This is a genomic window from Streptomyces sp. NPDC093984 (assembly GCF_044764595.1).
Taxonomy (GTDB): Bacteria; Actinomycetota; Actinomycetes; order Streptomycetales; family Streptomycetaceae; genus Streptomyces; species Streptomyces cynarae.
The window spans coordinates 362,722-387,343 of record NZ_JBIWIM010000001.1 but is presented as its reverse complement, the minus strand read 5'-3'; the positions used below and the strand labels follow the sequence as shown (position 1 = coordinate 387,343).

Genomic DNA, 24,622 nt, shown 5'->3' with positions numbered 1-24,622 from the left:
GGGACACACCGTACGCAGCACGGGGGAAGAGCGGAACAGTGGAGCGTGCACGGGAACACGAGGGGGAGTGCGGCGACTTCGCCGAGCCGTCCGCGCCGGCCCTGGAACTCCTGGTCCACGGAGTCGGCGGCACCACGCCCGCGGAGATGCTCGGCGATCCGCGCACGGTGAGGATCACCGGTGACGAGACGGCCGCGGTGTACCGGCGCGCCGATGACGCCGACGCGGAACGGCGGCCCCGCGAGCACCGCGACGAGCCGGTTCCCGAGGCGTACGTCTGGTGCAACCTGACCTCCGGGAACGCCGCTCGCGCCCTGTGGCTGTTGCTGCTGCCGTTCATGGTCGCCAATCTCGCCCACTGGATGCGCCCCACGACCATCGGCCGGTGGCGGACCGTCCGCCTGTACGGAGTGATCGTCCGGCTCGTCGGGCTCTCCCTGACCGTGCTGCTGGTCGCCGCCGCCTGCGAGGTCGCCCTGGACCTGGTGGCCTGGCAGTGCGCGGGCACGCGCGGGTGCGCCGGGCGCCACAGCTGGCTCGGCTTCCTCTCGCCCGCCGTCTCCGGCCACGGCTGGTGGAGCGGGCCCGGCAGGCGCCTCGCCCTGGCGTCGCTGGTGCCGACGGCGCTCACCTGCCTGCTGTGGTACCTCTCGCACCGCACCTGGAGCGCCTACGAGTCCCAGCAGCCGATCTCACACGATCCCGGGACCGACGACGACTCCCACCGCGTCCCGCTCGGCCGCCCCGGGTTCTGGTACGGGCGCCGGCTGGTGGCCCGGCTGCGCGCCGCGCACACCGCCGCCGGCTTCCTGACGGTCACGGCGGCGCTCGGCGGCAGCGCCGCCCGCTACGACCGCCGCCACGGCTCGGTTCAGCTGGAAGTGATCGGCTGGCTGCTGCACCTGGTGTTCCTCGGGGGCGCGGTGGTCGTGCTGTGGGTGGTGTGCCGCCGGGGTCGCTCGGAGCACCGGCTCGACAAGCATCTCGACCGGGCCCTGGTGCGAAGGCTGCCCGCGGGCGCCCTCGCCCTGCTCGTCCTGACCATGGTCTACGCCGCCTGGTCCCGCCCCGGCTGGCGGTCGTCGGGCCGGCTGCCCGGCGAGGCGGCGTTCGGCGCGCTCACCTTGGCACAGGGTCTCCTCGTCATCGCGCTCGGTGCCGTCGCCCGCGTCCTGTACCGCACCCACCCCGACACACGCACCGCGATGCGCGGGCTGGCCGGACCCGCCGTCGCGCTGCTGGCCTGCGCGCTCGGCGGCGTGATGTCCGGCGGCGTGGCCCAGCGGGTCGCCGACTGGCTGGACGGCACTGGGCACACCCTGACCGGCCCGCCCGCCCTGCTGACCTGGCAGGCGTCGACGATCCCGCCGCTGCTGCTCGTCCTGCTCCTCCTCGCCGGCCGGCTGGCCTGGCGCACCCGGCTGCTACGACGCGCCGAGACCGTCGCGGTCGAGGCGGAGTACCCGGGGGAGTCCACGGACACGGACCGCACCCTGCGGATCGCGCACACGCGCGCGATGGCCGCCCTCACCGACCGGGCACCGCTCGTCGTCGCCGTCACCTCCGCCATGACCCTGATCCTGGGCGCCGTCGCCGTGGCGGGGGCCTTCGCCACCGGTGACACTCCGGGAGGAGCCGCACTCGGCAGCCCACCGGTCGTCCGGGCCGCCGCCGAGACCTGCCAGGCCCTCGGCTCCTGGCTGATCGGCGTCGGCTTCCTGCTCTTCGTCACCTGGGGTCGCCGCGCCTACAAGGACGCCTCCGCGCGCCGCACCATCGGCATCCTGTGGGACGTCGGCACGTTCTGGCCGCGCGCCGCCCACCCCTTCGCACCGCCCTGCTACGCCGAGCGCGCCGTGCCCGACCTGACCTGGCGCATGGCCACCTGGACGGGCTCCACCGGAGGGCGCCTGGTCCTGTCCGGGCACTCCCAGGGCAGCGTGCTGGCGGCGGCCGCGGCCCGGCAGCTGGGGCCCTCCGTGCGCAGGCGGGTGGCCCTCCTGACGTACGGCTCACCCCTGGAGCGGCTCTACGGGCGCTGGTTCCCGGCGTACTTCGGCCCGGCCGCGCTCAGCTCCCTGCATCGCGAGGTGGACTGCTGGCGCAATCTGTACCGCCTCACCGATCCGATCGGCGGCCCGATCCGGCTGCCCGGCGACTGCGGCCCGCAGGTGGACCACCCACCGCTCAAGGACCCGCTCGCCTACGGCCGGACCCCCGAGCACCCGCTGCCCGCGCCGATCCTCGGACACGGCGACTACCAGGCGGACCCAGCGTTCGCCGAGGAGCGCGCGCGACTGCTGGCGCGCCTCAGACCCGGGCTGCCGGCGCCGCGGGAGGCGAACACCTCCTCGGCGCCGGGCGCTGCGCCCGGCGGGCGCGCTCAGGGCAGCTCCGGCAGGTCCTCGGGGTAGAGCAGGGACAGGTCGTCGGTGCTGGCGTCCGCGAACTGGGCGACCCGGCCCGCGTGCCGCTCGACCATCGCCTCGAAGGTCTGGCGCGCGGTGCGGCCGTTGCCGAACGTCGGCCCCTTCGGGATCGCCGTGAAGTACTTCAGCAGCGCCTCGGCGGTCCCCGGTCCGAGCCGGTACTCGTGCTCCTCGGCCTGCTGCTCGACGATCCGCAGCAGCTCCTCCGCACCGTAGTCGCCGAAGGTGATCGTCCGCGAGAAGCGCGAGGCGACACCGGGGTTGACGGACAGAAAGCGTTCCATCTCGGCCGTGTAGCCCGCGACGATCACCACCACGGCGTCGCGGTGATCCTCCATCAGCTTCACCAGCGTGTCGATCGCCTCACGCCCGAAGTCCCGCCCTGAGTCCTCCGGCGACAGCGCGTACGCCTCGTCGATGAACAGCACTCCGCCGCGCGCCCGGTCGAAGGCCTCCTGGGTGCGGATGGCGGTGGAGCCGATGTGCTCGCCGACCAGATCGACCCGGGAGACCTCCACGAGGTGGCCCTTCTCCAGGACGCCGAGCGAGGCCAGGATCTCGCCGTAGAGACGGGCCACCGTCGTCTTGCCGGTGCCGGGGGAGCCCGTGAACACCAGATGCCGCCGCACGGAGGCCGCCTTCAGGCCCGCCTGCTGCCGGCGGCGCCCCACCTCGATCATGTCGGTGAGGGCCCGCACCTCACGCTTGACGCTCTCCAGGCCCACCAGCGCGTCGAGTTCGCCGAGCACATCCTGGGAGGTACGTGCGGCCCTCGGCTGCTCGGGGAGCGGAGTGAGGAGCGGCTCCTGCTCGGTGGTGCGCTGGCTCGGAATGCCCAGCAGACCGGGCGACGGGCTCGTCGTCTGCACGGCCGTCTCCTGGGTGACCACGGGCCGCAGTCCGCCGCTCTCGTCGCTGGTGCAGTCCTCGACGACCGCACCGCCCCCGCCTGGCCCGCCCGGGCCGCCGTCCGCGAACTCGTAGCCCCCGCGCGCACACCGCTCCGTACGGCACTTCCGCAGCGTGGCGCGGCAGCCGTCGATCACATGGAAGCCGTAGCCGCCGCTGCCCGTCACCCGGCAGTTCAGGAAGCTGCCCCGGCCCTCCGCCGAGACGTAGAAGCCCGCCTCCGCCGGCGAGGTCACCGTGCAGCGCTCGATGGTCGGATCGGCGCCCTTGGTGACGATCACGCCGGTCTGGGTGCCGTCGATGGTGCAGCCGGACAGCGTGCCGCCACTGCCGTGGTCCCGGAACCAGGCGCCCGTCGCCGCCTCCCGGACACGGCAGTCGTCCAGCTGAGCGGTGGCGCCGTCACTCACCGACACGGCGGTGTTGCGCACCTGGGAGAGGTCGCTGTCCACGACGTCCACCCGGGACCCCCGGTCGAGGACGAACAGGGCGTCCGGCACGTCGTGCACCCGGCAGGAGTCGAGCACCGCGGTCGCGCCGTCGCTGACCCACACCGCCGGGTAGTCCCCGGTGCTGTCGAAGATCTCGCACTGGTTGGCGTCCACACGGGTGCCCGGGTCCCACACCGACAGGCCGTTGCGGCCGAACTGCCGCACCGTCGTGCGGGTCAGCGTGAGCACCGAACGGGACCTGAGGTCGACCGCGTTCTCCGGGATGTCGTGGATGCGGCAGTCGGCCAGGGTGAGCACCGCGTCCGTGTCCATCGTGACGCCGTCCGCGGTGGTGCGGTGCACGTCGCAGTCCGTCAGGTGCGCCGTGGCCCGCCCGGTGATCTGCACACCGGAGCCCCTCACCTCGTAGACCTCGCAACCGACGGCCTCGAGCGAGGAGTTCTCCCCGGTCGCCGAGAGGCCCGCGCCCGAGGTGTGGTGCACCCGGCAGCGCTCGAGGCGCGGGCGCGCTCCGCCGCGCACGGCGACGCCCGACTGGGCCGCCGCCACCACCTCGCACTCCTCGAACACCCCGCCACCGCCGTCCAGGACGGCGATGCCGATGCCGGCCGGGTTGTCGACCGTGCAACGCCGCACCGTGGGGCGAGCGTTGCCGCGGACCTCGATGCCGGCCGCGGACCGTGTCATGATCCGCACGTCGACCAGCTCGGGTGTGCCTTCCTCGACGAGGAGCGCGGGCGCCGCCGCGTCCTGCCCCTCGACGTGCAGGTCCTGGACCACGGCGGAGGCCCGTACGGTCAGCGGCACGCCGTCCACCGGCGCGATGCGAACCGACCCGGGGGAGCCCTCGGGCCCGCGCAGCGTCACCGCACGCTGGACGACGAGGTTCTCCCGGTACGTGCCGGGCGCGACGGTCAGGACGTCCCCGTCGCCCGCGGCCTCCAGGGCGGCGGCGAGTGACGCGTATTCACCCGTGCGGCGCCGCCACCGCGATGTGCCGGTGTGCGTCACCTGGACCGTGCCCTGTGCCATGGCGCTGCTGTGCCCCCACCTCGTTGCTCACGCGGGTTCTCGCGAAGATGCCGGACGGCCCGGCGGGTCCACCGTAGCGTGCGGGGACGCGACCGGTGACCGGAGGCCGAACGCCGTCAACTGCCCGTGCCGGTACGGCCCCAGTCCGGGCCCGCCTTGTCCCACGCCTGGTCCCAGCGGGCGTAGCGGCGGAGGACCAGGCGCCAGACGATCAGCCGGCGGCAGCCCTCGATGAGTCCCGCGGTCATCGCGGCCGCGCCGAAACCGGCCAGCACGGCGTGCGTCGTGGCGGTGGTGCTGTCCAGCGGGCGGGCGGTTATTCGGCCGTGGTCGTCGGTCCAGAGCGGGAAACGGTCGCCCGGGTGCGGGGAGGACAGGGTGGCCAGAACCGCTCCGTGCTGTGCGGTGCCGTCCGGGGCGGTCCAGTCGGCGAGAACCCGGCTGTGCGCGTCCCGGGTCGTCGAGGAGTCCGGATCGGGGTCCAGCGGGCCCCGGTTGAGCTGTTTGACGACGGTGGCCGCCACCTGGTGACGGCTGTGCTGCTGGTCCCGTACGGAGCGCTGCAGGGAGTCCTGGGCGACCGAGCCGATCAGCGACCCGGCGACAGGCGCGGCGACGAGGATCAGCAGCAGGGCGACCAGCGCCACCCAGGCCTCGATCAGGTCGGTCGTACGGCGCAGCGGATTGTGCCGCCAGCGCCACAGGCCGTTGATTGCTCGCACGTCCCGCACCCCCTTCCGCGTCCGTGATAACCCCCGCACCCGGCCGTTCACTCTCGAGGCCGGGGAAGAGAGAGGGAAATCACCTCTCTCCCGTCCCGCGCGCCTCTCACGAACTTCTCACGCGGACTCAACGACCGCGGCCCTCGCCCGGGTTCCCACCCGTGTGTGGCATCGCGGCCTTTCGCCCACCGGATTCGGAGGATCCTGTTCGCACTGCGGCGCGGGCAGCCGGAAACGGCTCGGCAGGTCGGGGGCCGGACCGGAGCGGCCGGCCGGACCCTATTCGAGGATCGTGACCGGGTCGCCGACGCGGACCAGGCCGGTCGTCTCCGGTACGAGGTTCTGCCCGAAGGCGAGTTGGCCGCCGAAGCGGCGGTGGCGGGCGAGGGTGCGCAGCGGCTCCCTGCCGCGCTCGGCGGTGCTCTGGTCCGTGGTGGTCACGACACAGCGCCCGCACATCTTGGCGACCCGGAACGTGACCTCGCCGATGGAGATCCGCTTCCAGCCGTCCTCGGCCCAGGGTTCCGTTCCGGCCACGACCAGGTTCGGCCGGAACCGGTTCATGGGCAGCGGGCCCTCGTCGGCGTGATCGCCCTGTGCGATCAGGGAATTGAGGGCATCCAGGGAGGCGACCGAGGCGAGCAGCAGCGGGTAGGCGTCCGCCAGGCTCACGGTCTCGCCCGGGCGCCCGTACGGCGGGTCGTCGATCGGGCGGCGGGTGGCCGGATCGTCGAGGTGCACGAGGGTCACACGCTCACCGAGGAAGGCGCTGAACCACTCGCCCGCCTCGGGGCCTGCGGGAACCGTCTCGATCTTCTCTCCCGCCCACTTCGCGGTAGTCGTGCCGACGGGATCGGGCACGGCGACGGTCAGCGGCGCAAGAGCATCCGCGGACACCCGGACACCGCCGCCGGGCAGCGGCTCGGCGGCCGCCAACGCCAGAGCCGGGTGCTCGCGCTGGGTGACGACCCTGCCGGTGTCGTCGATCAGTGCCCAGCGCCGGTCCCCGGCCAGCCCCCATGGCTCCACCACGGCCTCGTGGGGCGCCTGGCCCCGCAGTGCCTTGACCGGGTGGACGTGAATCGAGTGCAGCGCTGAATTCGGCATGAGGCCATCGTGCCACCGGCAGCGACGGCCTCACCCGGTTCGCGGATCAGTATCCGCGGTACTGCTGCCCGTTGTTGTACGGGTCCTGGTAGGGCGCCGGGGCCGGCCGCTGCGCCGCGGGGCGCATCGACTCGTAGCCCGAGGCCATCGGGCGCGGCTGCTGCATCTGCTGCATCTGCTGCGGGGCAGGGTAGCCGCGCGGTCCCGCCTGCTGCGGGATGTACGCGGTCGGGGCCTGCTGCAGCGGTGCGGGTTGCGGTGTCTGGGGGTAGCCGTATGCCGGGGCCTGGTGGGAGGGCCCGGACGGCAGCGCGGGCAGCGCCGACGGCAGTGCGGGCAGGCTGCTGCCCGGCGTCTCGTACGCGGAGGGGACCCGGATCGGAGCGATCTGCGGGGTGCCCCGCTCGGCGACGAGCTTGTCGTAGATCGGAGTGTCCGGGAAGGGCGACGCGGAGTAGTAACCGCCGCCATAGGTGGAGCGGGGGGAGGTCATGGGACATAAGTTAAGCCCACGATGTGCTGGTTGGGGAGACCGATAAGAGGGTTGTTTTCCGTGCCGTGGGTGACGCGGGATCCCCAATGCGAGCGAACTTGGCAAAAAAGGGCGGCAAACGGGGTCCGGATCGTGTAAAAGGCCGAGTTCAAGGTGGGTTACCGGCGGTTGAGCAGCGGTCTCGCGGGGCGGGTCGTGGGAGTTCGGGCCCCGGGGGAATAGGTTGGCCCCACGGACGCGAGGCGCTGCCCGGGCCCCGGGTCCCGGTGTGGCGACAGGTGGATGGGGGCGGACATGTCGATGGCGAAGGGGTCCAACCTTCAGGTGCCGACCACGGCGCTGCGCGTCGAACTGGGCCGGCGTTCCGGACCGGGCGTGCCCGACGCGGACGCCTCGGCGCTGCTGCTGGTCTCCGGCAGGGTCCGTACGGACGCAGACCTCGTCTTCTACAACCAGCCCGCGCATCCCTCCGGCGCGGTGCGCCACGAGGGCAAGCGCGACCTGGGCGGACAGGTGACGGACACCCTCCTCGTCGACCTCACGCGCGTGGAGCCCGAGGTCGAGACGGTGGTGCTCGCCGCCTCGGCCGACGGCGGCACGTTCGGCCAGGTGCCCGGCCTGTACATCCGGGTGCTCGACGCCCGGCAGGGCACGGAGGTCGCGCGCTTCGACCCCGCCGCCACCGTCGAGACGGCGTTCGTGCTGGGGGAGTTCTACCGCCGCCAGGGCGCCTGGAAGTTCCGCGCCGTCGGTCAGGGCTACAGCAGCGGACTCGAGGGCCTGGCCACGGACTACGGGATCACGGTGGACGAGCCGCAGCACGCCGCGCCCCCGCCTCCGCCCCCCGCCCCGCCGGCGGCACCACCCACCCCGGTACGCCTCACCAAGGTCACGCTCACCAAGCAGGCCCCCACCGTCTCGCTGGCCAAACAGGGCGGCACCTCCGGAGCGATGCGCGTCAACCTCAACTGGCAGGTGCGCGGGCAGTACTCCGGTGGGGGCCGCGAACAGGGCCGGGCGGTGCCCCGCCACGCGGACCTCGACCTGGACCTGTGCGCCCTGTACGAGCTGTCCGACGGCAGCAAGGGCGTCGTCCAGGCGCTCGGCAACGCCTTCGGCTCGCTGCACCGGCCGCCGTACATCCATCTCGACGGCGACGACCGCACCGGAGCCCTCGACACCGGCGAGAACCTGACCGTCAACCTCGACCACAAAGACCGCTTCCGGCGCATCCTCGTCTTCGTGACCATCTACGAAGGCGCCCGCTCCTTCGCCGACCTGCACGCCACGGTCACGCTCCGGCCGCAGCACGGCGCCCCCGTCGAGTTCGTCCTGGACGAGTGCACGGTGCCCTCCACCGTGTGCGCGCTCGCCCTCATCACGAACACCGGCGGCGACCTGGTCGTCCAACGCGAGGCCCGCTATCTCGTCCCGGAGCGCGGGGTCAGCCCGCAGCGCACCGTCGACCGGGCCTACGGATGGGGCATGAACTGGACACCGGGCAGGAAATGACCGGATCGTCCGCCGTCGCCGTCGCCGTCGCCGTCGCCGTCGCCTCCGGCCCGCTCACCGCTCGTCCAGCACCGCGTCCGGGCGCGCGTACGTGCGGCCCTTCCATGCCGCGCCACGCCCCCGGTAGTGCTGCACCGCCGAATCGACCGTCATCAGCAGGTAGAGGAAAGCGCTGACCGACAGCAGCGGAGCGAGCCACAGCGGCTGACGGTAGTAGCGCAGCATGGGCACGTACGTCGCCGTCATCACCGCCTTCGCGAGCCCGCCCACCACCACGGCCGCCACATCGCCGGTGACGATCCCGGCGACCAGCGCTACGGACGGCACCAGGTAGACCAGGATGAGTCCGAGCACCGTACCGAGGAGCAGCAGCGGATTGTGCCTGAGCTGGGCGTAGGCACTGCGCGAGACCATCCGCCACAGGTCGTGCAGCCGCGGGTACGGGCGCACGCTGTCGACCCGGTCGGCAAGCCCCAGCCAGATGTGGCCGCCGCTCCTCTTGACCGCGCGAGCAAGCGCCACGTCGTCGATGACGGCCTGCCGGATGGCGTCCGGAATCCGCGCCCGCTCGGCGGCGTCGGCCCGCAGCAGCACGCAGCCGCCCGCCGCGGCCGCCGTCCGCGACCCCTTCACCGCGATCCGGCGGAAGGGATACAGCTGCGAGAAGAAGTACACGAAGGCGGGCACGACGAGCCTCTCCCACACGCTGTCCACCCGCAGCCGCGCCATCTGGGAGACGAGGTCGAAGCCGCCGGTGCGCGCGGCCGCCACCAACTCCCGCAGGCTGTCGGGCGCGTGGGCGATGTCGGCGTCCGTCAGGAGCAGGTACTCGGGCGCACGCGCGCGTGCCAGTCCGATTCCATGGCGCACGGCCCACAGCTTGCCCGTCCAGCCCGCAGGAGGCTCGCCGGGGGAGCCCACGGTGAGCGGCAGCCCACCGTGCCGCTCCGCCAGCTCGCGGGCCAGCTCCCCGGTGCCGTCGGAACTGCCGTCATCGATCAGGAAGATCTCGGCGCGCCCGGGATAGTCCTGCGCGAGCAACGAGGGGAGACTGTGCGGGAGTACGGCGGCCTCGTCCCGCGCCGGTACGACCACACAGACGGACGGCCACTGCTCCGGGTTCCGGCGCGGCGGCAACCGCACATCCGTACGCCAGAAGAAGCCCTGGCAAAGCAGCAGCCACACCCAGGCTGCCAGTGACGCGACGGCGATCCACACAACGGCACTCACCCGTGGCAGTCTGCCCCACCACGGGGTCCGTTGGGCGCATCGTCTATGGTTGCCGGGTGAAGATCGCGCTCATGGACTCCGGAATCGGACTGCTGCCGGCCGCCGCCGCGGTACGCCGTCTGCGGCCAGACGCGGACCTCGTCCTCTCCTGGGACCCCGACGGGATGCCGTGGGGGCCGCGCACACCGGAGGACATCACGGAGCGGGCACTGGCCGTCGCGGAGGCCGCCGCCGCCCATGGCCCCGATGTCCTGATCGTCGCCTGCAACACCGCGTCCGTGCACTCGCTGCCGCAGATGCGTGCCCGTTTCGAACCGGACCTGCCGATCATCGGCACGGTCCCGGCGATCAAGCCGGCCGCCGCAGGGGGCGGACCCGTCGCGATCTGGGCCACGCCCGCGACCACGGGCAGCCCCTACCAGCGGGGGCTGATCCAGGAGTTCGCGGACGGCGTGACGGTCACCGAGGTGCCGTGCCCCGGACTCGCGGACGCCGTGCACCATGCGGACGAATCCGCGACCGAGGCGGCGATCGCCGCCGCCGCGGCGCTCACCCCGGACGACGTCACGACCGTCGTGCTCGGCTGCACCAACTACGAACTGGTCGCCGACCGCATCCGCGAAGCCGTGCAGAAGCCCGGCGCGGCGCCGCTCATGCTGCACGGAAGCGCCGGGGCGGTGGTCGCGCAGGCGCTGCGCCGCATCGGTGAGGGTCCGGCGCCGGAGGCTCCCGCCGAGGGCGGTCTGACGGTCCTGCTGAGTGGTCGGGAGGGCGTACTGCCGGCCGAGGCGCTGACGTACCCCGAGGGCAGGTTCCTGCAGGCGGTCAGCCCGGCGCGGTGAGCGACGCGGGCGACAGAACCGGCTCCTGGCCCGAACCGGTGATGCTGCACGATGCGGTGCCCCCGTTACGGAACATGGGTACTCTCGTGGCATGAGGGACCACCCCCACGGTGACGAAGCCCCGCACCCCGACATCTGGACAGGGCGGGCGACCAATCGGGCGCAGTGGCTGGCGGCGCTCGTCGGTGCGGCCTGCATGGCGCTCGGTATCGAACTGGCCGTCGACTCCGCCTGGACGTCCGGCGTCGCCCCGCTCGTCATGTCGGTCGTGGGCTGTATCGCGGCCGGCCTGCTGGTCCTCTTCGGCACGCTCGCGTTCGTGCACGTCGCCGTGAAGGTCGACAAGGAATGCCTCGAGGTGCGCTGCGGCCACATCGGTGTGCCGCGCCGCCGCATCCCCCTCGCCCACGTCGCCGGTGCCGAATTCGTGCCCCGCGTCACACCACGCCAGTGGGGCGGCTGGGGCTACCGCTGGCGACCGGAGAAGGGCACCGCCGTCGTCGTACGGCGTGGGGAGGGTCTCGTCCTGCGCCTGTGGGACGGTCACACCTTCACGATCACCGTGGACAACGCCGAGACGGCGGTACGGATCATCCGCGCCCGGCTGCATCCGACGCTTCCCGGCGCCACGCACTGACTGCAGGCTTCCTTCTCCTCTATTACTCGCATCGCATTACTCGCATTACTCGTATTGCGTATTACTCGAATTACCGGCCCGGCCTCTTCTTGGGCCGGCGGTGTCAGTGGCCGGCCTCCTCTTCATCGGTTCGGCGGCTCCCCGTCCCCCAGCGGACGCGCGGTCGCGATCCCGGCCAGAAGTCCCGCTCCCGCCGTCACCGTCGTGAAGCTCAGCGCGTTGCCGAGCGACGCGATCACCGCCAGCGCCGTCAGCGCGGCGCCCGCCGTGAGCGCGAGCGGGGTGGGGCGCCGGGTGCGCCACAGTGCGTACAGCACCCAGCAGAAGACCGCCGCGAGCAGGGCCGCGCCGAGCAGCCCCTCCTCGGCGGCCTGCTGAAAGGGCGCGGAGTGCGGTTTGCCGTCGGGCAGGAGGGACTGCGCGGCCGTGACGCTCAGATCCCCGAAGCGTCCGGGGCCCACGCCCAGGCCGGGGTCCCGATGCGCCAGCGCCAGCGCGTCGTGCCAGAGCAGGACCCGGTGCCGGGTGAGCTGGTCGGTCAGGAACGACCTGAGTCCCTCGGGGAGGAGGTCCTCGGTGATCCCCCAGCTCAGGCCGGTCACCAGGGCCGCCACGAGCCCGAGAGCGGCGAGTGCAGGGGCGCGGTGCCGGGTCCGGTCGGCGGCGAGCGAGCACAGCAGCACACCGGTGCAGGTCACGAGCCCGGTCGTGGAACCGATCGCCGCCGCGACCACCGCGATCCCGGCGGCCGACAGACGCAGCGCCAGCCGTGCCGCGGGGGCCCGGGCGGCCCACGCGGCGCAGCACGCCGCCCCCGAGGAGAGCGTCAGCAGCGCTGCGGTCCCGCCGGTGCGCCCGAGCGGCACGGCGAACTGCGGGCCCACCGCGACGTGCGGGGCGGCCACGGCGAGTCCGACACCGGCCAGGGCGCCCGCGACGGGTGCCGCGACCGGGAGCAGCGCCCCGAAGATACGTCCGGACGCGTATCCCGCGGCGACCGCGAGCACAGCGAGCAGGACGCCCTCGGGCCTGCCGCCGTGTGCGGCGGCCGTGATCAGCGACCACACCGCGCACGCGCCCAGCACCAGGACGCCCGCCGTGTCCGAGGCGTTCCGTCTCTCGTCCTCCGTGTCCGCGGCCCTGGCCTCGGACTTCGTCCCCGTGGATCCCACCGCCGCCCCCCCTGTGACGGACCCGACCGTCCCGGCCGCCCCGTCCGGCCGTGGTGCAGAGCTCCGGCACACCGTATCGGGGGATGCGCCGGTTTGTGGACGGGTTGTGCAGAAACGATGCAGCAGGGGGCGGCCCATGTCCGGGCACAAGGGGCGGACCGCCCATGGGGCGGGCACGGCCCGCGCTGTCCGCGCCGTGGTCGCGCGCCGTAGACTCCCCGGGTGACCGTCACCGCAACATCCGTGGGCGAGCCGGAACAGCTCGAACCCGCGGCCGCGCCAGCACCCGCCCGTGGCGTCCGCCGGGTGCGGCGTGTCGTTCCGGCCGCCGCCGCGTCGCTGTCCGGCGTGCTGCTCTACGTCAGTTTTCCGCCCCGGACACTGTGGTGGCTGGCACTTCCGGCGTTCGCCGTCTTCGGCTGGGCCGTGCGCGGCCGTACCTGGAAGGCGGGTCTCGGCCTCGGCTATCTGTTCGGCCTCGGCTTTCTGCTGCCACTGCTCGTGTGGACCGGTGTAGAGGTCGGCTCCGGACCGTGGCTCGCGCTCGTCGCGGTGGAGGCGATCTTCATCGCGCTGGTCGGCGCGGGCATCGCGCTGGTCTCCCGGCTGCCCGCCTGGCCGGTGTGGGCGGCGGCCGTGTGGATCGCCGGAGAGGCGGCACGCGCGCGCGTGCCGTTCGGCGGCTTTCCCTGGGGGAAGATCGCCTTCGGTCAGGCGGACGGCGTCTTCCTGCCGCTCGCCGCGGTCGGCGGCACCCCGGTGCTCGGCTTCGCGGTCGTCCTGTGCGGCTTCGGGCTCCACGAGATCGTGCGGCTCGTCGTGGAGTGGCGGCGCACCGGAAACGCGCTGCGGCGCGGGGCGGCCGTCGCGGCCCTGATCAGCGTCGCCGCTCCCGTGGTGGGCGCTGTCGCCGCGCGCTCCCTGGTCAGCGACAAGGCGCAGGACGGGACCGCGACCGTGGCCGTCGTCCAGGGCAACGTGCCGCGCTCCGGACTCGAGTTCAACGCCCAGCGACGCGCCGTCCTGGACTACCACGCGCGGGAGACCGAGCGTCTGGCCACCGAGGTCAAGGCGGGCAAGGTCGCGCGGCCCGACTTCGTACTGTGGCCCGAGAACTCCTCCGACGTCGACCCCTTCGCCAACCCCGACGCCGCGGCCGTGATCGATCGCGCCGCGAAGGCGATCGGGGTGCCCATCTCGGTCGGCGGCGTCGTCGAGCGGGGCGGCAGGCTCTACAACGAGCAGATCCTGTGGGACCCGGCCAAGGGCCCCGTCGACACCTACGACAAGCGGCAGGTGCAGCCGTTCGGCGAGTACCTTCCGCTGCGCTCGTTGCTGAACGCCGTCAACCCCGACTGGACGGCGATGGTCCGCCAGGACTTCAGCCGGGGAGACAAGCCCGGTGTGTTCACCATGGCGGGCGCCAAGGTGGGGCTGGTCACCTGCTACGAGGCAGCCTTCGACTGGACGGTGCGCTCGACCGTCACCGACGGCGCCCAGCTGATCTCGGTGCCCAGCAACAACGCGACCTTCGACCGCAGCGAGATGACCTACCAGCAGCTCGCCATGTCCCGTGTGCGGGCGGTGGAGCACAGCCGTACCGTCACCGTCCCGGTGACCAGCGGCGTCAGCGCCATCATCCTCCCCGACGGGAGGATCACCCAGCGCACGGGCATGTTCGTCGCCGACTCGCTCGTCCAGAAGGTGCCGCTGCGCTCCTACACGACCCCCGCCACCCGGCTCGGCACCCTCCCCGAGATGCTCCTGGTGCTCGTCGCGGCCGGCGGCCTCGGATGGGCGGCGGCGTCGGCGGCACGCGGCCGCCGCGACCGTCACGTCCAGGCCGTCCGTCCTGAAGACGCGGGAGTGGCGGAACCGACCCGCTAGGGTCGGCCCATGGCTACTCCCGACTTCATCCGGACCATCCGGGCCTTGGCCGGTCATCAGCTGCTCTGGCTCCCCGGCGTCACCGCCATCGTCTTCGACGACGACGGCAGAGTGCTGCTGGGGCGCCGGGCCGACACCGGCCGGTGGTCGGCGATCGGCGGCATCCCGGAGCCGGGGGAGCAGCCCGCGGCCTGCGCCGTGCGCGAGGTCTACGAGGAGACGGCGGTGCGGTGCGTGGCCGAACGCGTGGTCCTCGTGCAGGCCCTGGCTCCGGTGACCTACGGCAACGGCGACACCTGCCAGTACATGGACATCACGTTCCGCTGCCGGGCCGTAGGGGGCGAAGCGCGTGTGAACGACGACGAGTCCCTGGAGGTCGGCTGGTTCCCGGTGGACTCTCTGCCGGAGCTGAACGAGTACGGCCTGATGCGGATCAAGCAGGCCCTGTCGGATGCACCCACATGGTTCGACCCCACGAATCCACTATGAAGTATGGGTGGTGACCATATGGGGTGGGGCACCGGCACTGCTTAGGGTCGGCACATGACCGTGCCCCACCCCCACACCACCTCAGTCGATCTCGGCGGACGAACCGCCCTCGTCACCGGCGCCGCCGGCGGTATCGGCCGCGCCTGCGCGCTGCGGCTGGCCGCCGCCGGGGCCAAGGTGAGAGCGGTCGACCGGGACGCCGCGGGCCTCGACGCCCTCGCCGGCGCGGCCCGCGACCTCGCGGGCACCGTCGAACCACACGTCCTGGACCTCACCGACCTGGACGCTGCCGAACACGCCGCCGCCGGCACCGACATCCTCGTCAACAACGCCGGAATCCAACTGGTTCGGCCGCTCGAGGAGTTCCCGCCCGACGTGTTCCACACCGTCCTGACGGTGATGCTGGAAGCCCCGTTCCGGCTCATCCGCGGAGCGCTGCCCCACATGTACGGGCAGGGCTGGGGCCGTATCGTCAACATCTCCTCGGTCCACGGGCTGCGCGCCTCCGCCTACAAGGCGGCGTACGTCTCCGCCAAGCACGGGCTGGAAGGGCTCTCGAAGACCGCCGCCCTGGAAGGCGCCCCGCACGGCGTCACCTCGAACTGTGTGAACCCGGCGTACGTGCGCACCCCCCTCGTGGAGAAGCAGCTCGCCGACCAGGCACGGGCGCACGGAATCCCCGAGGAACGCGTGCTGTCCGAGGTGCTGCTCCAGGACAGCGCCGTCAAACGGCTGATCGAACCGGAGGAGGTCGCCGAGGCGGTGGCCTATCTGTGCAGCCCGCAGGCGTCCTTCATCACCGGCACGTCGCTGGTCCTGGACGGCGGCTGGACCGCACACTGAGCAGGGACATGTCGGAAGTTGTCCACAGGCCCGATGGGTCCGGGCCGGTCGTGGGCCATTCTGGGGGCATGTCCCGCGATCACGTACAGTCCGCGCAGCGCCCCGGCACCGGCGCCGAGGCGCCCTTCCTGGAGCTCCTGGCCCGTGGCGCGTCGGCCGACGCCTACGAGCAGCCGGTGCTGCTCGCCCGCGCCGAGGGCCTGCCGCCCGAGCGCATCCGCGCGCTCGAGCAGGCCAAGCGGCTCGCGCTGCACGTGCGCGCCGAGATGGAAGGCAGACGCCGCCGCGAGGCGGAGCTGTCCGCGCTCTTCGAGACCGCCCACGACCTGGCCGGGCTGCGCGATCTCGACGCCGTCCTGCAGGCGATCGTCCAGCGCGCCCGCTCCCTGCTGAGCACCGACGTCGCCTATCTCACCCTCCACGACGAGGCCGCGGGCGACACCTATATGAGGGTCACCGAGGGGTCGGTCGCCGCCCGCTTCCAGCAGCTCAGGCTCGGCATGGGGGAGGGGCTCGGCGGCCTCGTCGCCCAGACCGCCCGCCCCTATGTGACGCCCGACTACTTCGAGGACGACCGCTTCCAGCACACCCGGACGATCGACACGGGCGTGCGTGACGAGGGGCTCGTGGCGATCCTCGGCGTGCCGCTGATGATCGGCGCCCAGGTCATCGGAGTGCTGTTCGCCGCCGACCGGCGGGCCCGGGTCTTCGAGCGGGAGGAGATCGCGCTCCTCGGTTCGTTCGCGGCGCTGGCCGCCGCCGCCATCGACACCGCCAACCTCCTCACCGAGACACGTTCGGCCCTGGACCGGCTCGCCCGTGCCAACGAGATCATCCGCGACCGGAGCGCCGTCATCGAGCGCGCCTCGGACGTCCACGACCGACTCGCCGAACTCGTCCTGCGCGGTGGCGGCGTCCACGACGTGGCGGCGGCGGTGTCCCAGGTCCTGGACGGCACGGTCGAGTTCACCGAGGCGGACGCGGCGCCCGCCTCAGCCCTGGAGGCGTCCCGTGCCGAGGGCCACGCCGTACGGCACGGGGACGACTGGATCGCCGCGGTGACCGGCGGGGGCGAACTGCTCGGCGCACTGGTGCTGCGCGGCCATCCGGGGCTCGACCCCGTCGACCAGCGCACCCTCGAGCGCGCGGCCATGGTCACCTCCCTGCTGCTGCTCGCCCGCCGCTCGGCCGTCGAGGCCGAACAGCGCGTCCGGGGCGAGCTGCTGGACGACCTGCTCGATGCCCGCGACCGCGATCCGCGCGTGCTGCGCGAGCGCGCCGCCCGGCTGCACGCGGACCTCGACGCCACCCATGTGGTGCTCGCCGCCCGCCTGGACGGCGCCGACGCCGACGCCGACCAGGAAGCGGCCGCACGCCGCCGCCTGTGGTCCGCCGCGTCCCACCTGGCGGCCACACGGCACGGACTCGCCGCCGCCCGCGACGGCGGTACGGTGCTGCTGCTCCCGCTCGAGACGGGCGACACGGCGACGGACCTGGCCCGCCGCACCGCCCGGCACCTCGGCACCGCGGTCCACGAACCGGTCACCGTCGGCGCCTCCGCACCCGTCGAGGACCTCGCCGGCCACCCCGACGCCGTGGCCGCCGCCTACGCGGAGGGACAGCGCTGCCTCGACGCCCTTCGCCTGCTGGGCCGCGCCGGAGACGGGGCCGCCGCCGAGGACTTCGGCTTCCTGGGACTGCTGCTCGCCGGGGACCGGGACATCGCCGGCTATGTCGAGCGCACCATCGGCGAGGTCGTCGCCTACGACGAACGGCGCGGCACCGACCTCGTCCGCACCCTCGACGCGTACTTCGCCTGCGGGATGAGCCCGGCCCGCACCAAGGACGAACTGCACGTCCATGTGAACACGGTGGCGCAGCGCCTGGAGCGGGTGGGCCGGCTCCTCGGCGACGACTGGCAGAGCCCCGCTCGCGCCCTGGAGATACAACTGGCTCTTCGATTGCACCGGTTGTCGGCCCGCCCCTGACGCTGAGCGGCTCACTTGGTACGCCGCTGGTACGACGCGCAGCGGCCCCGCACGCGTGAACGCACGGGGCCGGCCGGGAAGTCTCGGACTCAGACGGTACGCGCATCCGCGGCCGGCGCCCCTGAGGGCTCGGTGTCCGCGGACTCGATCCGGGCGAGGTCGCGATCGCGTGTCTCCTTGGCGGCACCGACCGCGATCAGGGTCAGGACGGCAGCGGCGATCACGTACAGGGCGATCGGCGTGGAACTGCCGTAGTCGGACAGCAGCGCGGTCGCGATGAGCGGGGCCGGAGCGCCGGCCGCCACCGAGGCGAACTGGGCACCGATGGACGCGCCCGAGTAGCGCATGCGGGTCGCGAACATCTCGGAGAAGAAGGCCGCCTGGGGCGCGTACATCGCCCCGTGCAGCACGAGACCGACGGTCACGGCGATGATCAGGTTCCCGAAGCCGCCGGTGTCGATGAGCGAGAAGAACGGGAACATCCACAGGCCGACCCCGGCCGCGCCCAGCAGATACACGGGCCGACGGCCGATCCGGTCCGAGAGCGCGCCCCAGGCCGGGATGACGGCGAAGTGCACGGCGGAGCCGATGAGGACGGCGTTGAGCGCCGTCTGCTTGGAGACGCCGGCCGACGTGGTGGCGTAGACGAGGATGAAGGCGGTGATCACGTAGTAGCTGATGTTCTCCGCCATGCGGGCGCCCATCGCGACCAGTATGTCCCGCCAGTGGTGACGCAGCACGGACACCAGTGGCAACTTCTCCGCACCGCCGTCGGAGGCCGCCTTACGGGCCTCGGCCTGAGCCAGCGCCTGCTGGAACACGGGCGATTCATCGACGGAGAGACGAATCCACAAACCGACGATCACCAGTACCCCGGACAGGAGGAACGGAATGCGCCAGCCCCAGGAGCCGAACGCGTCGTCCGAGAGCACGGCGGTCAGCAACGACAGCACACCTGTGGCGAGCAACTGCCCGGCCGGCGCGCCGGTCTGGGGCCAGGAGGCCCAGAAGCCCCGCCGCCGGGCGTCGCCGTGCTCCGACACGAGCAGAACGGCGCCGCCCCACTCGCCGCCGAGCGCGAAGCCCTGCACCAGACGCAGCGTGGTGAGCAGCACGGGCGCGGCGGCGCCGACGGTGGCGTGCGTGGGCAGCAGCCCGATGGCGAAGGTCGCCCCGCCCATCAGCAGCAGACTGAGCACCAGCAGCTTCTTGCGCCCGAGCCGGTCGCCGTAGTGCCCGAACACCAGGGCCCCGAGCGGCCGGGCGGCGAACCCGACCGCATAGGTCAGGAACGACAGGAGCGTGCCGACGAGCGGGTCGGACTCGGGGAAGAAGAGCTTGTTGAAGACGAGCGCGGCGGCGGACCCGTAGAGGAAGAAGTCGTACCACTCGATGGTGGTGCCGATGAGGCTCGCGGCGACGATCCTGGGGAGCTTGGCGGGTGTTGGGGGAGCGGATGCTGCGGAGGCCATGTGCGCCACTTCCTCGTGTGCGGTGGGGACGGGTACGTGTCGGCACACCGTAGAAACTTGCAGGTCAGGCGCACATGTGGCGGGGCAACATAGTTCTGGGGCGGGCTATGCGTGCGGCCACCATGCCGGCTTTACAGAAGGGCGGTTGAGGGGCTCGAAGGTGGTCGAAGCGAGTGCCGTCCGGGACGCGTAGTTCGGGGTGATGTGACAGTGTGGTGCCGACTCCCGTGCTGACTTGGTCCTGACTGCGCTGGGAGAAGTCCGGCGTGTGTCGCAGATCGGGTGCTGGGCTGCGCGGTAGGCGGGCGTCCCCCGAGAGGCCGGACGGGGCTGCCGACTGAGCCCCGCCCGGTTGGTCACCCGGAGGAGATGTCAGCGCAGTCCGAAGGCCCGGGTGATCGTCTGGGAGACGGAGTTCCCGGCCTTGTCCCGGGCGGTGACCCGGAGGGTGGCGAAGACCGCCGATTCCGGGGCGCTCAGGTCGGTCCGCCATCCGTCACCGGTGCGGGTCAGGTCGCTCGTGTGCCAGGTTCTGCCGTCGTCGTAGGAGACCTCCAGGGCGGGCTTCCCGATGGCGGCGGTGGTGCCGGGCAGGTGCGAGGCGGTCACCGTCAGCTCGGCACGCCGATCGGCTCGGCCGGCTGTGTCGGTGTCCACACCGTAGTCGAGTTGGATCAGCGGAAGGGGCTCGGTCGACTCGGTCCCGGTGGCCCCGGAGGTGAAGTCCCACTCGGTCAGGGTGTGCGTGGAGTACGGATCTGCCCAGGTTCCCCGGTCGTCGTCGACCGTCAGCCGGTAGGGCAGCCGTCCCGGGGCGAGTGCGGGGACCTGCAGCCACTCGGCGTTGCCCCAGTCGAGCTGCTGGTCACCCTGGTAGAGAGCCATCCAGTCCTTGACGTCGAAGTTGGCGTTGGCCTCGCCCACGTGTCCGCCCCCGGAGTCGCCCCAGCCGGGAGCGGTGATGTACATGGTGTCGAGGTAGCGCACCGGTTGGTAGCCCATCGGGCCCATCCGGGGTCGTTGGATCGGCCCGAACCAGCTGACCTTGCCGGACCTCCGCGCCGGGTAGTGGAGGACGTTGATGGAGTGCTGTCCGGTCTCGCCCTGGATGAAGGCGTCGTCCAGCCAGGTGGCGCCGGAGGTGACCCAGTCGGTCCGCTCGCCCTGGGCGGGAGCGGTGAGCTGGTTGCCGACGGCCCAGCCCCGCCAGACGTCGGAGCGGAACTCCGCCGCCTTGCCCGGCCGGTAGTTGCGGAACGAGACGTTCACCTTGCCGAGTCCCTTGCGCTCCTCCCGCCAGGTCGGGTCCGCCGGGACTGCGCCGGACCAGTGGTGCACCACGTCGTAGAGGTAGTCGGTGGTGGGGTGCGAGGTGACCCTCAGCCTGACGGATCCTTGCCGGAGCGCCCCGATCAGGTCGGCGCCCTGGTCGGCATCGAGGGTCGCCACTGTCAGCGGGGCCGGGCTCTCGGGGCTCCAGGGAGTCTCGTCCCAGGGCTTCAGTCGGCCGGTGCCTTCGTTGACGACCAGGAGCATCTGGGCGCCCGAGGCCGCGGCGGCCTCCGCCTGTGCCTTGATCCTGGCGGTGTCGCTGCCCTCGACCACCACGGCCTTGCCGTGCACGTCCTGGCGGGCGAGCTGCTGTGCGGTGCCCTCGCCGGCGTAGACCGCGGTGAGCGTCCGGGTGCCGGCCGGCAGCGGCTCGGCCGCGCGTTTGACCAGCGGGTCGGCATAGTTCTTCGACGCCGTGCCCACGGTCAGCGCGGGCTGCTCGAGGCGGAAGCGGGCACCGAACTCGAACTCGCCGGCGGTGACCTTCTTGCCGGTCGGCAGCGCCCAGATGCTGTCGTAGGACTCGTCGGGCAGCATGGAGGTCTCGACCAGGCTGTCGGTGAACGACCGGTGGACGTCCAGGCGCGGTGCGACAGCGGTGGTCTGCTTCGGTACGTGTGCCAGGATCTGCCGGGTCTTGCGACCGTCCAGGGTGACCGTGCGGTCCTGGTTCAGCTGCACGTCGTTGAAGGCGAGCAGCGCCATGCCCCGTGAGTGCGGCCCGCCTGCCCCCTGCACGTCGGCGGTGAGCCATCCGCTGTAGTCGCCGACCGGGAGCCGTACTGTGCCGGTGCCGGACTCGTCGAGGTCCAGGACCGTGAAGAGGCGCTCAGCGGTGAGGACGACCCTGCCGGCCAGCGGCCGGCCCGACCGGTCCTTCGCGACGACGGTCAGGTTCTGCCGCTGACCCTCCCTGGCGCCGCCGATCAGGGTCCGGGCCCGCACTTTACCGTCGCTGTCCGTACCGGTGACCATGGCACTGACGGGTTGGTCGGCCGGAAGACGGTCCAGGTGCGCGGTCAGGTCCAGCGAGGTGGTGCCGTGCGCGGGAACGGTGATCCGGTCGTCGGAGAGGGTGAACAGCCCCGCCGGGACGGTGCCGTCGACCGCCAGGGCGAGGCTGACCGGGGCGTCACCGACGTTGGTGTACGTCACTTTCTGGACGTGGGTCCCTCCTGGCTTCTGAGGCCAGGTGTGGAAACCGGAGTAGGCGCTCGCGGTGGCGAGGACCGTGGCGTGTACCGCCGCTGACGCGTCCAGCCGTCCGGCGCCTGCCTGGTACGGCGTGTACGACGGGGTCGCCTTGACGCTGCTGACCAGTGCCTCCTTCAGCTGCGTGCCGGTCCAGTCGGGGTGCTCGCAGGCCAGCAGCGCGGCGGCACCCGCGACGTGCGGCGTGGCCATCGATGTGCCGCTCATCGTGGTGTAGTAGCCGGAACCTCGCTTGTAGTGCGAGCGGGCGGCGACGATGTCGACGCCGGGTGCGGTGAGTTCGGGCTTCAGCCCGGCGTCGCCGTCACGGGGGCCCTGGCTGGAGAAGTCGGCCAGCTGGTCCTTGGCGTCCACGGCACCGACGGTCAGCGCGGCGTCCGCGGCGCCCGGGCTGCTGATGGCGTGCGGGCCGCCGTTGCCCGCCGCGACGACGAACAGCGCGCCGGTGTCGTGGCTGAGCCGGTCGACGGTCTGGCTCATGGGGTCGGTGGCGTCGCCGCCGCCGCCCAGGCTCATGCTGATGATCTTGGCGTGCTGGTCTTGGGCGGCCCATTCCATGCCCGCGATGATCCAGGACTCCTGGCCCCTGCCTTCGGAGTCCAGCACCTTGCCTATGGCCAGCCGGGCGCCGGGGGCGACGCCTCGCTCCTTGCCGTCGGAGGCGCTGCCGGTCCCCGCGATGGTCGAGGCCACGTGGGTGCCGTGACCGTTGTAGTCGGCGACGTCCTCCTCGTAGGGGACGAAGCTGGTGCTGGTGTCGATCTGCCCGGCCAGATCCGGGTGTTCGGCGTCCACGCCGGTGTCGAGCAGCGCGACCTTCACACCCTTGCCGGTGTTCCCTTCCGCCCAGACCTGTTGCGCGCCGATCTGGGCGGTCGAGTCGGCCAGGTCGGCCTTCACCTTGGCGTCGAGCCAGACCTTGGCGATGCCGCCCGCGAACGCCGTCGTCGCCGCCGAGCGGGCAGTCGCGCCGGAAGCACGGGTCAGTGCGGACCAGAACGTCGGAGCCTGCTCACGGTTCTGCGCGAGGGCGGCACCCTGGATGCTGTCCAGCCGGCGGACGACGCTCGAACCGGCCACCTGCGGCCGGGTCCGGGACCTGGCGGCTGCGTCGGTGTAGTTCACGATGAGCGGCAGCCGGGAGGCATGAGCGTCGTCGTAGCCGTCGGCGATGAGCCCGGTCACGTTGAACAACTGCTTGTCCAGCCTTCCGGCACTGACGTAGGGCAGGACGGCGTCCGGATACACGTACGTCGCTCCGTCCATGACGGCGCGGTGAAAGCCTGAAGTCGTGCCGTTCGCGGGTTCGAAGGACCGGACCACGGTGCCGTCGGCGGTGGTACCGATGGTCACCTTGTCACCGGTGATCAGCGTAACGGTGTGTATGTCGCCGCCCGGTGACCGCTGTGTGGTTCCGGCATGAACGGACATGGCAGGGTCCGCGGGCGCGGCGGCTACGGCCGGTACGGTCCCGAGACACAGGGCTGCGACCACGGTGAGGGCCTGCAACCCCGGTCCGGGAACGGGCTTGTTGGGCAAGGAGAACCCCCAAGACGATGGAAGAAACGGGAGGTGGCTTGGATCATGGAGGCCCCCTCCCTCTCCAGCAATGGGTTTGGATGGCGCACCTGTGTCATGGCGCACCTGTGTCAACTTCACATGGGCAGGCGGCGGTCGCTGAAGCCGTCGCGGCCACTCTCCGGAGCCGTACGCCGGTACCTGCCTCACTGCTGCCGAGCAGCGACGTCCTCCGGGCAGGCGGTCCGGCTCACAGCCATCCGTGGCGTGCGGCCTGCCAGGCGAGTTGCATCCGGGTCGCCGCTCCGGCGCGCTCCATCATGGCCTGGATCCGGCGCTGGACGGTCCGCCGGCTCAGCTGCATCTGGGAGGCGATCGCCTTGTCGGCGACTCCGGCCACCAGCAGGGACAACAGCTTGCGGTCGATGGGGGAGAGCGCATCGGACGGCCCGGCTCCGTCCGTCCCCGAGATGGCGCCGGCGCCGTCCACGTTCAGGGGGACGGCGTCCTCCCAGTAGCGCTCGAACAGAGCGATCAGGGCCGCGAGCAGATTGCTGTCCCTGACGAGTGCGGTGGTGGGCTCCTCCGGGCTGCCGTGCGGCCCACCTGCCACGAGGGGGAAGATGGCGACGGAGCCGTCGGCGATCGCCAGGCGCAGCGGCAGGTGCGGCACGGCCCGGGCGACCTCCCCGGCCCGCACGCCCGCGACCACGTTGTCCACGGCTCCTTCGTCGTCGAAGAACGCCTTCTCGTACAGCACCCGGTAGCGTACGCCCCGGGCCAGCGCATGGAACTCCTCGGCGTTGCTGCCCGACGGCATGGCCACGTACTGGGCCTTGCAGAACCAGAGCATCTCGTGCTGCACGCCGGCCTGGATCTGCCTCAGGTGCTGACGCAGGGCCTCCGCCCCGGTGATGACCTCGAGCAACTGGCCGGCGTCGTGCCTGCGCATCGTGTCCCGGTAGGACTCGATCAGACGGGCGGCCTCGAATTGGGCCAGCTCCAGCGCGTCGGCGCTGCGTTTGAGCCGGGGCAGCAGTGCCACGTCCGGGGGAGCCGCCCGGAACACCCGGGGTGTGCCGTCGGTATGGCTTGCCAGGCCCTTGGAGGCCAGTGAGCCGAGAATCCGCGCGACGTCCGCGTGGGGCAGACCGGCACGCAGGGCCAGGTCCTCCGTGGTGGCCCGGCCGGACGTGACGAGCAGTCGGTAGACGGCCTCCTCCTCGTGCGAGACGCCGGCGACCTCCAGCACCACGAACGGCCTCCCCGGATTCTCTGCGCCGACAGTTGAATACCGTACTACATGAGAGGGGTGGAGCAAGGGGGCGCACGGTAGGCCGCACG

The 24,622-nt window shown here is 72.3% G+C and carries 17 protein-coding genes; 8 read left to right on the top strand and 9 right to left on the bottom strand.

Annotated elements, in window-relative coordinates; all coding sequences use genetic code 11:
• Nucleotides 1-38: 38 nt before the first annotated feature.
• Nucleotides 39-2,414 carry a hypothetical protein gene (locus ACIRC0_RS01790; RefSeq protein WP_403609866.1) on the top strand — a complete coding sequence of 792 codons (2,376 nt, stop codon included), beginning with the start codon at nt 39-41 and terminating at the stop codon, nt 2,412-2,414.
• Here ACIRC0_RS01790 and ACIRC0_RS01785 read toward each other — a convergent pair.
• From ACIRC0_RS01785 to ACIRC0_RS01770, 4 genes are all read right to left on the bottom strand, one after another.
• Nucleotides 2,384-4,822 carry a right-handed parallel beta-helix repeat-containing protein gene (locus ACIRC0_RS01785; RefSeq protein ID WP_403609864.1) on the bottom strand — a complete coding sequence of 813 codons (2,439 nt, stop codon included), beginning with the start codon at nt 4,820-4,822 and terminating at the stop codon, nt 2,384-2,386. The two genes, ACIRC0_RS01790 and ACIRC0_RS01785, sit on opposite strands and share 31 nt — an antisense overlap.
• Nucleotides 4,823-4,938: 116 nt before the next feature.
• The gene (locus ACIRC0_RS01780; RefSeq protein ID WP_403609861.1) at nt 4,939-5,544 is read right to left on the bottom strand and encodes a hypothetical protein; all 606 of its coding nucleotides are present in this window, start codon (nt 5,542-5,544) and stop codon (nt 4,939-4,941) included.
• Nucleotides 5,545-5,823: 279 nt separating this feature from the next.
• Nucleotides 5,824-6,651 carry an MOSC domain-containing protein gene (locus ACIRC0_RS01775; protein WP_403609859.1) on the bottom strand — a complete coding sequence of 276 codons (828 nt, stop codon included), beginning with the start codon at nt 6,649-6,651 and terminating at the stop codon, nt 5,824-5,826.
• A 46-nt stretch (nt 6,652-6,697) separates the two neighbouring features.
• Nucleotides 6,698-7,144 (bottom strand): DUF6643 family protein, encoded by a 447-nt coding sequence (locus ACIRC0_RS01770; protein ID WP_403609856.1) that lies wholly within the window; start codon nt 7,142-7,144, stop codon nt 6,698-6,700.
• Nucleotides 7,145-7,438: 294 nt separating this feature from the next.
• Between ACIRC0_RS01770 and ACIRC0_RS01765 the strand changes: the two genes are divergently transcribed.
• Nucleotides 7,439-8,656 carry a TerD family protein gene (locus tag ACIRC0_RS01765; RefSeq protein ID WP_403609853.1) on the top strand — a complete coding sequence of 406 codons (1,218 nt, stop codon included), beginning with the start codon at nt 7,439-7,441 and terminating at the stop codon, nt 8,654-8,656.
• Between the two features lie 54 nt (nt 8,657-8,710).
• Here the strand turns inward: ACIRC0_RS01765 and ACIRC0_RS01760 are convergent, their stop codons facing one another.
• Nucleotides 8,711-9,886, bottom strand: a complete 1,176-nt coding sequence (locus ACIRC0_RS01760) for a glycosyltransferase (RefSeq protein ID WP_403609851.1) — start codon at nt 9,884-9,886, stop codon at nt 8,711-8,713.
• 56 nt (nt 9,887-9,942) lie between these two features.
• On the opposite strand from ACIRC0_RS01760, the gene ACIRC0_RS01755 reads away from it, so the two are divergent.
• Both ACIRC0_RS01755 and ACIRC0_RS01750 read left to right on the top strand, forming a co-directional pair.
• Entirely contained in the window at nt 9,943-10,728 is a 786-nt protein-coding gene (locus ACIRC0_RS01755; protein WP_403609848.1) for a glutamate racemase, read from the top strand.
• 91 nt (nt 10,729-10,819) lie between these two features.
• The gene (locus ACIRC0_RS01750; RefSeq protein WP_403609846.1) at nt 10,820-11,365 is read left to right on the top strand and encodes a hypothetical protein; all 546 of its coding nucleotides are present in this window, start codon (nt 10,820-10,822) and stop codon (nt 11,363-11,365) included.
• A 122-nt stretch (nt 11,366-11,487) separates the two neighbouring features.
• On the opposite strand, the gene ACIRC0_RS01745 is transcribed toward ACIRC0_RS01750, so the two are convergent.
• Complete coding sequence (locus ACIRC0_RS01745; RefSeq protein ID WP_403609844.1) at nt 11,488-12,537, bottom strand: O-antigen ligase family protein; 1,050 nt, start codon at nt 12,535-12,537, stop codon at nt 11,488-11,490.
• A gap of 222 nt (nt 12,538-12,759) precedes the next feature.
• Between ACIRC0_RS01745 and lnt the strand changes: the two genes are divergently transcribed.
• From lnt to ACIRC0_RS01725, 4 genes are all read left to right on the top strand, one after another.
• Entirely contained in the window at nt 12,760-14,424 is a 1,665-nt protein-coding gene (gene lnt, locus ACIRC0_RS01740) for an apolipoprotein N-acyltransferase (RefSeq protein WP_403609841.1), read from the top strand.
• Between the two features lie 9 nt (nt 14,425-14,433).
• Nucleotides 14,434-14,913, top strand: a complete 480-nt coding sequence (locus ACIRC0_RS01735) for an NUDIX hydrolase (protein ID WP_403609839.1) — start codon at nt 14,434-14,436, stop codon at nt 14,911-14,913.
• 54 nt (nt 14,914-14,967) lie between these two features.
• Nucleotides 14,968-15,756, top strand: coding sequence for a 3-hydroxybutyrate dehydrogenase (locus ACIRC0_RS01730; protein WP_403609837.1), 789 nt, complete (start codon nt 14,968-14,970; stop codon nt 15,754-15,756).
• A 68-nt stretch (nt 15,757-15,824) separates the two neighbouring features.
• Nucleotides 15,825-17,744 carry a helix-turn-helix domain-containing protein gene (locus ACIRC0_RS01725; RefSeq protein ID WP_403609835.1) on the top strand — a complete coding sequence of 640 codons (1,920 nt, stop codon included), beginning with the start codon at nt 15,825-15,827 and terminating at the stop codon, nt 17,742-17,744.
• Nucleotides 17,745-17,833: 89 nt separating this feature from the next.
• Here ACIRC0_RS01725 and ACIRC0_RS01720 read toward each other — a convergent pair whose 3' ends face one another.
• The 3 genes from ACIRC0_RS01720 to ACIRC0_RS01710 all read right to left on the bottom strand — a co-directional run bounded on the left by ACIRC0_RS01720 (nt 17,834) and on the right by ACIRC0_RS01710 (nt 24,533).
• Nucleotides 17,834-19,216 carry an MFS transporter gene (locus tag ACIRC0_RS01720; protein WP_403609832.1) on the bottom strand — a complete coding sequence of 461 codons (1,383 nt, stop codon included), beginning with the start codon at nt 19,214-19,216 and terminating at the stop codon, nt 17,834-17,836.
• 372 nt (nt 19,217-19,588) lie between these two features.
• On the bottom strand, nt 19,589-23,113 hold the full coding sequence (locus ACIRC0_RS01715) for a S8 family serine peptidase (protein WP_403609830.1): 3,525 nt from the start codon (nt 23,111-23,113) through the stop codon (nt 19,589-19,591).
• Nucleotides 23,114-23,528: 415 nt separating this feature from the next.
• Nucleotides 23,529-24,533, bottom strand: a complete 1,005-nt coding sequence (locus tag ACIRC0_RS01710; RefSeq protein ID WP_403609828.1) for a helix-turn-helix domain-containing protein — start codon at nt 24,531-24,533, stop codon at nt 23,529-23,531.
• Nucleotides 24,534-24,622: the final 89 nt, after the last annotated feature.